Annotated in this window: 15 protein-coding genes; 10 read left to right on the top strand and 5 right to left on the bottom strand. The window is 52.2% G+C overall.

Annotated elements, in window-relative coordinates; all coding sequences use genetic code 11:
- Positions 1–48: 48 nt before the first annotated feature.
- From HMPREF9441_RS10290 to HMPREF9441_RS10270, 5 genes are read right to left on the bottom strand one after another with little or no spacing between them, the layout of a single operon-like run.
- Positions 49–1,359, bottom strand: coding sequence for a phage portal protein family protein (locus HMPREF9441_RS10290; RefSeq protein WP_005798277.1), 1,311 nt, complete (start codon positions 1,357–1,359; stop codon positions 49–51).
- A 4-nt stretch (positions 1,360–1,363) separates the two neighbouring features.
- Positions 1,364–1,783, bottom strand: coding sequence for a phage protein Gp36 family protein (locus tag HMPREF9441_RS10285; RefSeq protein WP_005798274.1), 420 nt, complete (start codon positions 1,781–1,783; stop codon positions 1,364–1,366).
- 10 nt (positions 1,784–1,793) lie between these two features.
- The gene (locus HMPREF9441_RS10280; protein WP_005798272.1) at positions 1,794–2,024 is read right to left on the bottom strand and encodes a hypothetical protein; all 231 of its coding nucleotides are present in this window, start codon (positions 2,022–2,024) and stop codon (positions 1,794–1,796) included.
- Position 2,025: 1 nt separating this feature from the next.
- Positions 2,026–3,585, bottom strand: coding sequence for a hypothetical protein (locus tag HMPREF9441_RS10275; RefSeq protein WP_005798270.1), 1,560 nt, complete (start codon positions 3,583–3,585; stop codon positions 2,026–2,028).
- 7 nt (positions 3,586–3,592) lie between these two features.
- Positions 3,593–4,057: a terminase gpP N-terminus-related DNA-binding protein gene (locus tag HMPREF9441_RS10270; RefSeq protein WP_005798268.1), complete on the bottom strand. Its 465-nt coding sequence runs from the start codon at positions 4,055–4,057 to the stop codon at positions 3,593–3,595.
- A gap of 206 nt (positions 4,058–4,263) precedes the next feature.
- Between HMPREF9441_RS10270 and HMPREF9441_RS10265 the strand changes: the two genes are divergently transcribed.
- From HMPREF9441_RS10265 to HMPREF9441_RS10220, 10 genes are read left to right on the top strand one after another with little or no spacing between them, the layout of a single operon-like run.
- The gene (locus tag HMPREF9441_RS10265; protein ID WP_005798266.1) at positions 4,264–5,199 is read left to right on the top strand and encodes an HK97 family phage prohead protease; all 936 of its coding nucleotides are present in this window, start codon (positions 4,264–4,266) and stop codon (positions 5,197–5,199) included.
- Positions 5,200–5,234: 35 nt separating this feature from the next.
- A complete protein-coding gene (locus tag HMPREF9441_RS10260; protein WP_172634942.1) occupies positions 5,235–6,275 on the top strand; it encodes a hypothetical protein in 1,041 nt (346 codons plus the stop codon).
- A 5-nt stretch (positions 6,276–6,280) separates the two neighbouring features.
- Positions 6,281–6,745 carry an N-acetylmuramoyl-L-alanine amidase gene (locus HMPREF9441_RS10255; RefSeq protein WP_008759683.1) on the top strand — a complete coding sequence of 155 codons (465 nt, stop codon included), beginning with the start codon at positions 6,281–6,283 and terminating at the stop codon, positions 6,743–6,745.
- A gap of 14 nt (positions 6,746–6,759) precedes the next feature.
- A complete protein-coding gene (locus HMPREF9441_RS10250; RefSeq protein ID WP_005798262.1) occupies positions 6,760–7,236 on the top strand; it encodes a hypothetical protein in 477 nt (158 codons plus the stop codon).
- Positions 7,202–7,528: a hypothetical protein gene (locus HMPREF9441_RS10245; RefSeq protein ID WP_224202110.1), complete on the top strand. Its 327-nt coding sequence runs from the start codon at positions 7,202–7,204 to the stop codon at positions 7,526–7,528. Before HMPREF9441_RS10250 ends, HMPREF9441_RS10245 begins: the two co-directional genes overlap by 35 nt.
- Complete coding sequence (locus HMPREF9441_RS10240; protein WP_008620860.1) at positions 7,525–8,100, top strand: hypothetical protein; 576 nt, start codon at positions 7,525–7,527, stop codon at positions 8,098–8,100. Before HMPREF9441_RS10245 ends, HMPREF9441_RS10240 begins: the two co-directional genes overlap by 4 nt.
- A 3-nt stretch (positions 8,101–8,103) precedes the next feature.
- A complete protein-coding gene (locus HMPREF9441_RS10235; RefSeq protein WP_008620859.1) occupies positions 8,104–8,592 on the top strand; it encodes a hypothetical protein in 489 nt (162 codons plus the stop codon).
- 38 nt (positions 8,593–8,630) lie between these two features.
- The gene (locus HMPREF9441_RS10230; RefSeq protein WP_007562496.1) at positions 8,631–8,837 is read left to right on the top strand and encodes a hypothetical protein; all 207 of its coding nucleotides are present in this window, start codon (positions 8,631–8,633) and stop codon (positions 8,835–8,837) included.
- Positions 8,834–12,481, top strand: coding sequence for a phage tail family protein (locus tag HMPREF9441_RS10225; protein WP_008620858.1), 3,648 nt, complete (start codon positions 8,834–8,836; stop codon positions 12,479–12,481). Before HMPREF9441_RS10230 ends, HMPREF9441_RS10225 begins: the two co-directional genes overlap by 4 nt.
- Position 12,482: 1 nt before the next feature.
- On the top strand, positions 12,483–12,947 hold the full coding sequence (locus tag HMPREF9441_RS10220; RefSeq protein WP_005798248.1) for a hypothetical protein: 465 nt from the start codon (positions 12,483–12,485) through the stop codon (positions 12,945–12,947).
- Positions 12,948–12,955: the final 8 nt, after the last annotated feature.

Raw genomic sequence — 12,955 nt, 5'->3', positions numbered from 1 at the left:
CCAACAGGTGGGCATACCGCTGGTGCAGCCCCGAATAATCATCGGGGCTCAGTCGAAAAAACGGGACAGCGTTTCAGCCGGTTTGCCGTCTTTCTTTTTTTTCGGTTCTGTCGGGTCCGGCTCTTCTTTCGGTTCCTTCTCCTCGCACGGGATACCGTATTTTTCCTCAAAGTACTGAGGCTTTACCTTGTAGTGTTGCAGTACCATTTCCTCGTAAGCTTTCTGCTGTTCGGGCGTGTAGTCAATGGAGTAGTCCCAATCGAAGCGCAGCCCTTTAACAGGGAACCCGTGGCGCACCATGCGCGGAATGAGCTGGTTGTTCACTATATCCCGAAGCATATCACAGTCGCTTTCCACGAGGTTCTGGAACACTTCAAGGTGCGTTTCCGACTGTGATAGGCTGCTTCCGTCCTCGATGGTCATCGTCTGCCCGATGATAAGCTTTGACAGTTCGGAGTTGGCCCGATCGATACGCTTGTCATAGACATTGAATGCGTCCCCCTTGCCGCTTTCCACAAATTCGATTTCGGTTTCCATTCCTGCCACCATGGAGAGGGCGGTTCCGGCTTCACGCAACATCTTGTCGAGACGGTCAATCTCTTTCTGATCGCGCGAAGTGGTGCGTGCTATACGCATGGGCATTCCGAATATTTCCCCGAAGGTGTCCCAAAAGGCCAGCATGTTCTTTTTGGGAATAGTCTGTGAAGCAGCCTTGAGATACAGCCCGAGGTCGTCGGGCCTACCTGCCTCAATGAGCCAGTCGGAAAAAGGAGGCTGGCGGTAGTCTATACCTGTAGTCCAGTCCTGCCCGAGGTCGGTAATGACACGCCCATACTCAGGAATGACATGTTTGCGCGGAATAAGCTTCACATCCGAATAACAGATGCAGCCGTCGCCGTCAGTGCAAAGGTCGCCCAATTCGATGAGCGAATGTCCCCAGTAGATTGAATCAAGTGCATAGCGCATGAGCTGCTTGAACCAGGACTGGTCAAAGAAGTGAACCGCTTCCTCGTTCTCATCCCCTTTCATATCCACGATTTTGAAAGAACGTGCCATGACAAAACCTCTGCGCTGCTCCACACACCCGGAGAGGTGAAGGTCTATTTCCGCGTCCCGGTAGATGTCGTACAGGCGCTGGCGGCTGGGACTGTCCACATTGATGGCATACTGCCAGGCATCGCGCCAGTTCTTGATGTCCTTCCGGGTGAGTGCATCGGTGGTGCGTTGCAGGTCGATGACCATTTTCTGCACCCGCTTGATGTCTTTCCCCTTGGCCAGATTAAAATTGCCGTATGGCGTTTGCAGTACGTTTTTCGGTTTATTGGAAAACATACCGCTGAAAAAGTCTTTAATATCCATAATCCTACCAGTTATGATGAAGCTGCTTCTGACAGCTGTAAACAAATGAATTTCCGGACGGAAGCCCATCTTCTCCGACAGCCAAAGGCAAATCAGGGACAATTTTTCCGGCCTGTACGCCTTCAAGCCACTTGATGGCCCGTTCATACCGTTCCTTGCGTATCTCGCTTCCCATCTTTTGCGGCATGGCTGCACTCATGTGGTAAAGTGAAATGTCGCAGGTGTACATGACAATGAGGCGGTTCCGATGTTCATCCTGTGCAGAGAAAATGGCCGTACAGTCGTATTTCGGCCGTAGATAACCGGCAATTTCTTCCCGGGCTTCCGCTTCTGCATTGGTACGGTTTTCCGGGCTTACCTGCGAGATAACCTTTAATGCGTTGTCGCCGATGACAACTTTGTAATCTTCTTCTGTAATGAACATGACTTTACTTTCATTTAGTGATGAACAATGCCATTTTTTCTATATCCCGGATAGTGGTTCCCTTGCGGAAACGGTGGCGGTGAATCAGTTCACAGATGTTCCTTTTGGGGACAACTTTCAGTTTGCCACCCATATACAGGACGTAGTACTTTCTTCCGTAGAGCTTGGCGTACTTGCAAGCACGGGCAACGGCACGTTTATAGCGCCATGCAAAAATCATTCTTTTAATCAGCTGTATCATGTTACCATATATTTTTGGCGGTCGGCCTTTTACCGAACACCGGTTGAAAACTCTCCTGCCTTGAATTGCGCTGCAGCATCCAGATGGCTCCCTCGTCGGCATCCGGTGCATCATCGTGAATACGGCTGCCACGCTCCAGTGCCAAGGTCTGTTCGATTCCGGTCTGCATATCCGGCGATTCTTTCAACTTCTCATTGTAGAATACGAAACCGCGTTCCCATAATGGTGACACCGCTTCGATGCGCTGGAGCTTGTCCGGTTTCTTTCGTTTGTCCGGCATGATGGGCAGTTGGTATCCACGCAGATTCCCTTCTGCCTCAAACTCATCCAGAATGACATCCTGCATGAAGTTCGCTTCCATAAAGAACTGGACGGCTGCCGTATCACGTGTACGCTCGTAGAGGTCGTAAAGCCACCGTACCATTCCTGAAACGGTATCCTGCCGGACGTAACAGTCTATAAGGTGCAGTTCCTTCCCAATCTTGCCCCAAAGGCGGCAAGCCTTGTAGTCGTTGGAAGTGGTCGATTTGAAAGAGGGGTCGGTATAGCAGACCAGCATTTCATACTTGGATAGCCTGGGCAGTTTCTTGTAACGAATCCAGTCTGCCCGAAAAATAGTTCCGTCCACGATGGGGTTGTGCATCATCTCCTTTTCCCATGCCCGGTAGCCTACGAAATCCCTGTATTCCTGCGCCTCTTCTTTCGTCCATTTTTCGCGCCATACCGGTTCTCCGTTCTTGTCTATTGCCTTGATGACGGATACATGTACCCCTTTTGTCTTGGTGAGATTGGCCAGCACCGAGTTTTTAGAAATGAGGTTCCCGACCATGATAAAACGCCCCCGGCCCACATCCAGTGCACCAAAAAGGGCTTCTTTCACCCAGTCTGTAATGTCATGCACCCGTTTCTCATTGCGGCACAGTTCGTCGTCATCCAAGTCATCGATGACGATGTAGTCCGGACGTGCTTCCCGGTCTCGCAAACCACGTGGAGACTGTCCGCGTCCGCAAGCCAGGAATTTCACCCCGTTGGCCGCCTTGAACTCCCCATCCTGCCAGGAGGCATTCCCCTGCTGCTTGCCGAAGTCGGCAATGATGCGCTGGTTATGTTCCAGTTCTGCCTGAATATCTCCCAGCAGACGTGTGGCTGAGTCCTCACTTTTGCCGACCACCACCATGAAGTTGATGAGACGTTTGGGCTGGAACATCAGCCACAGCGGAACAAAAATGTCCATGTGTGTGGACTTGGCATGGCCACGCGGCCACATGAATACCGCTTTCAGGTTGGGTGTGCCTTTTACTTTAGCCGCTGCCGCATTGTGGAACGGTGCATTGTGGATGGTGCGTATGACTTCCCCGGTGGTTTTGTCACGCAAGGTGAGAAAGTGGGGGAAGTAATATTCACAGAACGCGGCATAGTTACCCTGCAGACGCAGAATACGCCTGTCCTTTTGTGCCGGTGTCTCGCCCGCGAGCAAAGCCGTATCCGTGATGGACTGCACTCTTTTACAGTGTTCCTTCCACTGTTCGTATGCCTGTTTCTTTTCCGCTGCTGTTGCCATAGCCGTTTTATTTTATGCCCATCTGTTCGGTGATATACAGATCCTGGTACTTGTTGATTGCCCTGACCAGTTCCGGAGTCACTTCCGGGTCGATGGTTGAACGGTATTCAATCCATTTGGAGAATGCCATGAACACTTCAATGACATCCACTACGTTGGCCTTCTTGTCTAACTTTTCAATCACCGCCGAAAGTTTGGCCAGTTTGTCCCCGAGACCAGCTACAAGTGCAGGGTCGTTCGATTCGTTGACTTGAGTAATGAGTGTATCAATGGTGAGCAGGAGTTTGTTCACCAGTTCCGGCCGGGTGACGTTCTTTGCCGCCCTTGCCTCTTTCCATCCGTCAGCCGTGCACCATTTTGAGATGGTGACGCGTGACACGTCCACTTTCTCCGCAATTTCAGTCTGTTCCATGCCGGAAAGGAACAGTGAGCGTGCAAGAGATTTTTTCTTTTCGATTTCTGCCTTTGTCATATAATAAAGAATATAGGGTTAAAGGCAGGCTTCGGAGTCCCTTGCACCTGCCCGATTTATTCGCAAAGTTGTCCGCTTATCAGCTTGCAGCCAAAATAATGTGCAACGGTTTCATAGAAGTGTGCAACCATTGCACACTTTTTTGGCTTCCCGGTAAGTGCTCTGTAATATTGCAGCGCCAATGCATAAAGGCGTGGCATGAGAAAATGAGTAAACGTGTAAGAATTTCAAACGACAGCCTGAACAGCTACGGAAGCCGTGTGTTGACATCGGGCATGAGTGTGGAGCAGTATTGCCGAAACCCGGTACTGCTGTACATGCACCAACGCGGAAACGTGATTGGTTATGTGAAGGACCTTCGGGTAGAGGATGGTGAAGTAACCGGGGAACTGGTGTTTGACGAAGCGACCGACCTCAGTAAAAGATGCAAGAAACAGTTTGAATTCGGCAGTCTGAGAATGGTGAGTGCCGGAATAGACATTCTGGAACTGAGTGACCAGCCCGAACATTTGCTGCAGGGGCAGACCAGCCCGACAATAACCAAAAGCAAGCTGTATGAGGTATCACTGGTGGATGTAGGTTCCAATGATGATGCCATCGTACTGATGAAGGATGGAAAACAAATCACATTGGGAAAGGATGGTGATTGTCCTTTGCCACTAATCAATAACCAAAAAACAACAGAAGAAATGGAACTGAAACTTTTGGCCCTTCAATTGGGGCTGCCGGAAACGGCAACGGAGGCTGATGTTAATCAAGCCTTAAATGAACTGAAAGCAGCCAAGGCAGAGAATGATTCCCTGAAGCAAGAAAACGGGAAGCTGACTTTGGCCCGTATCACTGGTCTTGTAGAAAAGGCAGTGGTGGAAAAGCGTCTGGGAGAAGACAAGAAGATACAGTTTATCGAACTTGGCAAGAAGGTTGGTGTCGATGAACTGAAGAATGTGCTTGATGCCATGCAACCACAGGTGAAGATTTCCACTGTATTGAGCTATCAGGGCGGCAAGCAGCAGGCACAGCCGTCCACCTATGCCAAACTGAGCGATGTCCCGAGTGATGCGCTGCTTGAAATGCGCGAGCATAACCCGGAGGAGTACAAGCGCCTGTACAAGGCTGAATACGGCATGACCTGTGAAATTTGAAAACCTTTAAAATGAAGAAAATGGGAAAAATTGTAATGCTTTTGACGGCACTTCTGTTCAATACGCTGACAGGTGTCGTGTGTGCTTCGGTATTGGGATTCTCTCCGGTGGCCGGAGCTGTGGGAATGAATGCGGTGGCAGCCTTTATGGGAATGGTCCCGCAAAGTACTTCAATACTCCGTGAAGGGGTTTATACGGAAATCTGGACAGGGGAACTTGTTAAGGTGCTCCGTGCCGGACTGGAAGGAACCTGGCTGTCAGGAATCCCCGACCAAAGCAGTATCGTGAATAACGATGTGATTCACCTGGTAGAAGTTGGTGTAGATCCGGATGTCTTGATAAACAATAAAACCTATCCGATTGATGTGCAGGCTTTGGAAGACAAGGATATTGCCATCAAGCTGGACAAATTCCAGACCAAGGCTACGCCGATTACAGACGATGAGCTTTATGCCATCAGCTATGACAAGACCGCCCGTGTGAAAGAGGGACATGCCAACAGTATCAATGATGCGAAGTTTACCAAGGCGGCCCATGCGCTTTGTGCGAACAAAAATACGGAAACTACTCCGGTGCTTAAGACTACCGGCGAGAAAGATCCGGCTACAAACCGTCTGCGCCTTACCGTGAATGACCTTGTGGAAATGAAGCGTGCCCTTGACAACCTGCGCGTACCGTCAGACGGCCGCAGACTGGTGCTTTGCCCCGACCATGTGAATGACCTGCTGCTGACCAGCCAGGCATTCCGTGAACAGTACAATATTGACCGCAACAGCGGCAAGGTAGGTAACCTTTACGGCTTTGAAATCTACGAGTATGGCAACAACCCGCTTTATACTACAGCCGGAGTGAAGAAGGCATTGGGTACAACGGCAGAAGCCGGTGAATTTCCGTGTTCATTTGCCTTCTACAAACAGAGGGTTTTCAAGGCAACAGGTTCTACCAAGATGTATTATTCCGAGTCAAAGAATGACCCGTTGAACCAGCGTAACCTGATTAACTTCCGCCATTACTTCATCTGCATGCCCAAGAAAGAGGATGCCGGAGTGGTAATGATGAGCGGCTATCAAGCATGATGATTATGGCAAAGTTGAAATATCTGGTAATACACTGTACGGCAACCCCGGAGGGGCGTGAGGTATCATCGGCGGACATCCGCAAATGGCATACTTCTCCGGTTGCCCAGGGAGGAAGAGGATGGAAGCAGGTTGGCTATACCGACCTGTTCCACCTGAACGGAGGCGTGGAACGTCTGGTAGAAAACAATGAGGATGCACAGGTGGACCCTTGGGAAGTGACCAACGGAGCCAAAGGATATAACAGTGTAAGCCGTCACATCGTGTATGCCGGAGGCGTGGAAAAAGACGGTAAGACCCCGAAAGACACCCGCACTGGCTGCCAGAAAAAGGCACTGGAGAAGTATGTGAAGGATTTTCATCGGAAATTCCCTGATGTACGCATTATAGGACACAACGAACTGGCAGCGAAAGCCTGTCCGAGCTTCGATGTGCAGGAATGGTTGAAAGAAATAGGTATTAATCAATAATAAAACCGGGTGGTATGGACTTGAGCGAATTTATGAACATTATCCTTGGCGGCGGCCTGGTTGGTACGGTGGCGACCATTGGCTCCTTGCGGGCTACTGTGAGAAAAGCGAAAGCGGAAGCGATGAAGGCCGAGGCCGGTGCAGAGGCCATGCGCATAGATAACGCCGAACATGCCACCCGCATTTTGATGGAAAATATTGTAAAACCTCTAAAAGATGAATTTTGTGAAACAAAGAAAGAACTGGCCCGCAATACGCGCGAGATGGCCCGTCTTAGAAAAGCTATTGATACAGCCGGAAACTGTCCTCATCGTGACGATTGCCCTGTGCTTGACAGGTTGCGCGAGTCACCGAAAGAGCATGAACCGGGAAGTCCGGACGGAATCGGCAAGCGCCGACAGCGCGAGCGGAAGCCGACGGGCGGGACTGGTGATGGCGGGTATACCGGCGAGTTCGGTGAAGCTGTCTATACCTGCGGACAGCCTCCGTAAACTTCCTGAAGGTGCCGTGTACCGTGGCAAGAGCGGACAGGCGAATCTGACCGTAGGCAGCGACGACAGCGGGAACATCGTGGCCGAAGCCTCGTGTGACAGTCTGCAGCAGCTGGTGCTATGGTATGAAGAAGAGCTGGCGCGTATCCGTAGCGAAACCAAGAGCGAAATTTCAAATGACGTTCAAACGGTAGAAAAACGCCCTCCGAACCGGATGCGGACGTTTATCACAGGTGTATTGGCCGGCTTGCTTGTCGGTATGTTATTAACAATGAAACTGAAAAAAAGATGAACAAGAATTTCATGTACGGCATAGGAGCCGTAAAGTATAAGGATTTCACAATCGGGTATATTGAAAAGAACTCGTTTGACCTGGGCGGCAAGAAACCCGAGGCCGCGAAGATCGAGGCCGAACAGGTGCAGGGTGCCCCGGTGCTGGTCATCCCACAGAGTAACGGCGGCATCGCCCCGACGTTCAATGTGATCCAGATGAACTATTCGAACCTGCACAAACTGCTTGGCGGCAGCCTGCATTATAAGAAAGAAGATTTGGAAAAGAAAACTCCGATCGGTTGGACAGCCCCGTCGGAGGTGCTTGTCATGCAGGGACCATGGGAACTCTCCCTCGTGTCCGGACAGAGCGTACTGATTCCCAACGCCACGCTACTTTCCAATCCTGCAGGCAAGCTGACCCTTACAGAAACCTCCAAGATAGAGGTTACGCTCGAAGTGGCGATGCCGGAGGACGGTTCGCAGCCTTACGGCGTGTTCGATACGGAAGCAATACCGGACGAGTGGGGGCAGTACAAGCTGCCGCCGGCGGAAGCCGCGGCTGCAGCATCGCTCCAAAGTGAGGAGGGCTAACGTATGGCTGACCGGCTGGAACAACTGATAGAGATGGAGTGTGCGGATGCGCTGCTGGACAGCGGCGTGTCCGTTCCTCTTAAAAGGTGGAAGCTTCCGTGGCTGAAACGCCCGGTGGAGGTGCGTGTGACGATGAAGCGTCCGAGGCTGTGGGGTCAGATTCTGCTGGCGAGGGAATACCTGAAGATGGGCGTTGCGCCCGGGTGGCAAGCAAAGGACAAGGTCGAGGAACTGGCCTTTGTAGCGGAACATGGTAAGGCTGTGAGCCGTCTGCTGGCCTATACGGTATGCCGGGGATACGTGTCGCGGCACGTGGGCATCGGGGTGACAGCGTGGGTACTGCGGAACTTTGTGGAGTGGCGTTATCTGACGGCCATGTTCCGGACATTCGAGCGTCTGATGGGCACGAAGGATTTTATGCGTATTATCAGCTCGACAGCGCGGGCGAACCCGATGACTCCGAGACTGAGCCAGGCAAGGAAGGGGAGTTAAGAACCCGGTATGAGGGTTCCCATAGCCCTTTCGGCTTCGTGTGGCAGATTGCATCGGCGACCGGCTGGAGCGTGGATTACATCCTTGATGGGGTGAACTACCAGACGCTGATCATGATGCTGAGCGACGCGCCGCGGTATGTGCGGAAAAAGCAAGGCGGCGGAAATGGTGCTCCCAGACCGGAACACAGCGCCGAGGATGAAGCGAACGATATAGTAGGATTTTTTCAAAGCAAACTGGAATGAGCAAACCTGTAGAAGTTGAATTTTTGATGAAGGACAAACTCACGCCCGGCATGAACAAGGCCGAGCGTGAGGCGCTGGAACTGCGTAATACCGTCAGGCTGCTGGAGGCTGAACTGGAAAGGCTGCGCCTTGCCGGGGAGACGGCTGCCCCCAATCTGGACCAGAGTGCCAATATCGCGCAGATCCATGCACTGGAGAAGCAGCTTGAGGAATTGCGCGGCAAACTGAAACTGCTGCAGGAGGAATCGGAATCCGTGCAGGTCACCCCTGCAGATGTACCCAACGCGCAGCGCCAGTTGGGCGGGCTTCACAACAGTATCCAGCAGATCGCCCGTGAAATGCCTTCTTTGGCCATGGGACCGCAGATGTTCTTCCTGGCAATCAGCAACAACCTGCCGATTTTTACGGACGAACTGGCCCGTGCCCGCAAGGAATACGATGAGCTGCAGAAGTCCGGCAAGAAGGGCACACCGGTATGGAAGCAGGTCCTGTCCTCACTTTTTTCCTGGCAGACGGCCATGACCACCGGCATCATGCTGCTGGTAATGTACGGTGATGAAATCTGGGATTGGACGAAAAACCTGTTCAGTGCCAAAAAAGGCGTGGATGAATTCAACATATCACTCAAGGAAATGACCGAGATAGAGAAGGACGGCCGTGCCCAGATGGTGCGTACCCGCTTCGAACTGAAATCGGTCATCGATGAAATAAAGAACTTCACCGGCAGCAAGGAACAGGAAAAGGCGAAGGTGGAGGAACTGAACCGCAAGTACGGGGAATCTTTCGGGTATTATAAAACACTTTCCGAATGGTATGATACCCTTATCCAAAAGAGCGAGGACTATGTACAGGTTCTGCTGCACCAGACCAATGTCCAGAACCTTGTAAAAAAAGCTGCAGAAGCCGATGAAGAGGTGAATAAAATCAAGGCGCAGAAACCGGAAGAGGCGGAAAGCGCCATGGGTTTTTTCGGGAAATGGGGACAATATATCATGCAGTCAAGCATGGCAGAATCCGGGCAGTTCTATGACGCACAGGCTGCCATCAAGAAACATGATCAGGAAGCTTATGACGTACTGTTGAAAAATGCCGAAAACAAACGTGACGGTTATCTGAAAAAAGCGGAGGAAGAGGTAAAGAAAGCCGCAGAAGCAGCCAAAAAAGGAAATATCGGTGGGCATATCGACCCCAAGCAGTCCGGGAAGAATCCGGAAGCGGAAGCCAAGCAACGGCTTGCCACAGAGCGCAGGCTGGCGCAGGATCTTGCCGCCCTGCAGGCTGAAAACCGGAAGGAAGAGATAGACCGCATGCAAGCCGGTACCGAGAAGAAACTGGCACAAATCGAATATGACTATAACGCCCGGAAAGAAGAGATAAACCGGCAGGAAGCCGACTGGAAGCGTGAGAACAAGGAAGCCGGTCTTTCTACCGGAGATAACGGACTTACCCGGGAGCAACAGGATGAACTTGAAAAAGCCCGTGCCTCAAACACCGAGTCAAGGAAAAAAGCGGAGGCGGACGTGTACAGGGAAGAGGCGGAAGCCATGCGTGACTATCTGAAGGAATACGGGACCTTCCAGCAGCAGAAACTGGCCATCGCTGAAGAATATGCCGAGAAAATCCGCAAGGCACAGTCCCAGGGCGAAAGACTGACTTTGGAAAAGCAGCGTGATGCGGCTGTGCACAAAGTGGACATGGAATCCCTTACCCAGAAGATAGACTGGGGAGCAGCGTTCGGGGATTTAACCGGCTTGCTTGCAGACCAGATGAAGAATCTGCTTGGCGAACTTAAGCAGTATGTCAAGACGGATGAGTTCAAAAAATCAGGAGCAGCGGATCAGCAGGTCGTTTACGATGCCATTGAACGTATTCAAAGCATGCTCCCCGGTGGCAACGGCACATTGGATTTTGCCCGGCTGCAAACGCAGATGCACGCTTTGGGGGATGCCGTAACACGTGTGCAAAATGCAGAACTGCAGCAGGAAGCGGCATTCATCCGGTTGAAAGCGGCGCAGGCCGATTACAACAAGGCTCTTGAAAGCGGTAACCAGGCAGAAATAGAACGTACCCAAATTGCTCTTCAAACGGCTCAATCGTCCAGCGTTTCAGCTGACGAAGAATACCTGAACGCCACCTCTGAAATGAAGGCGCTTGCCGGGGAGGTGAAAAGTGCCTCCCGGGACACGGTTGACGGATTGAACATGGTATCCAACGGGTTGCACGGCTTTGCGAGCGGAACCTTGCAGGGATCATTTGAAGGAATCCAGAACATGCTTACCGGTCTTTCAAAACTGAATATCGGAGGCAAGGTCGGCGATGCCATCAGCCGGATGTCCGAAACCCTGTCAAGTGCCGGAGTCATCGGGCAGATCATATCGGCCATTCTCTCCATACTGGATTTGCTGAAAGACGGTATTGGCCCGATTATCTCATCATTGATAGACACCATTTTCAATGCGATAACCGGAATACTCGACAATATCCTCAGCGGAGACCTGTTCAAACAGATAGGCGGTTCCCTTGTGAAAGGTATCGGGGGATTGCTGAACACGGTGTCTTTCGGAGGTTTCAACAAACTGTTCGGCATCGGCGGGAACGCCAAGGAAGTGCAGGCGGCTATAGACCGTCTTACAGACCGGAACGAGCTGCTGCAGACCTCGATAGAGGATCTGACCGACACCATCAAGCAGAGCCAGGGGACGAAGAGTGTGGCGGCTTACCGCGACGCGTACAAGATGCAGCAGGAAACGAATTCGAACTACCTGCAGATGGCTATGGCGCAAGCCGGCTACCACGGAAGTCACCACAGCTGGAACTACTACTGGGGCGGTTTCAACCAGGCACAGATAGACAAACTGAGCGGACAGATCGGCCGCCAGTGGGACGGGAACCTGTGGAGCCTGAGCCCGGAGGAAATGAAGGCACTGCGCAGCAACGTGGATATGTGGACGCAAATCCAGAATACCGGTAAGGGAGGCTATGGCGGGCGACTGACCGAGAAACTGGATGACTACATAGACCAGGCCGGCAAGCTGGAGGAACTGACCGACCAGCTGTATGAAGGGCTGACGGGCATTTCGTTCGACGGTATGTACAGCAGCTTCATCGACAACCTGATGAACATGAAGTACGGTGCCAAGGATGCGGCGGAGGATATATCCGAGTACTTCATGCGGGCGATGCTGAGCAACAAGATCGGTGAGATGTACAGCGACAAACTGAAAGGCTGGTGGGAGAAGTTTGGCAAGGCCATGGAGGACAACGAACTGACCGAGGCGGAACGGAACGCGCTGATGGAAGAGTACATGCAGTATATGGATGAAGCCCTTGCCCTGCGTGACAACCTGGCGGCAGCCACCGGTTATGACAAGACGCAGCAGGGCGGTACGAGCCAAAGTGCGAAAGCGGGCGGCTTTACGGCCATGACGCAGGACCAGGGCACGAAACTGGAGGGCATGTTCACCGGCGGGCTGCAGCACTGGAGCAGCATGGACGACCGGCTGGAAAGCGTGGTGGAGAAGATGGACACGGCTGAAGGGCATCTGGCCCGGATAGCCGAGAACACCGGTGTGAGCGCCGGACACCTGGGCGAACTGAAGGAAGTGATAAAGAAAATGATACGTGACGGACTAAAAGTGAAGTGATATGGGCAATATACTGAGCGGACTGGTGCTGGTGAACGGCACGGACATCTGGACGGAATACGGCGTGTTCCTGGTGGAAGACCGGCGCGGGGGCATGGAGAACCTGACGGCCATCCTGACCCCGAGCAAGGCCAAGAAGGATACGGCTGTGGACATACGGGAAGAGCACGGGGAAAAATACAGCCCCGTGCTGACCCCACGGAATGAAGCGCGTGACGTGACGCTGCATTTTGCGCTTTACAACAAGACCCAGGCAGGCTGGATGAAGCAGTACTTTGCCTTTGTGAATTTCCTGAAGCAAGGGAAGGACGGCTGGCTGGAGATCCGTTTCCCCCAGCTGGATCTGCAGCTGCGGGTGAAGTATGCCGACTGTACGAAGTTCACCCCGCTGACCTATCTGTGGACGGAAGGTGTGCATGCCGGAAAGTTCCGGGTAAAGTTCCGGGAACCGAAACCGATTATATAACCATTCAA

Source organism: Paraprevotella clara YIT 11840, assembly GCF_000233955.1.
Taxonomy (GTDB): Bacteria; Bacteroidota; Bacteroidia; order Bacteroidales; family Bacteroidaceae; genus Paraprevotella; species Paraprevotella clara.
This window is presented reverse-complemented; position numbering and strand designations above follow the sequence as displayed.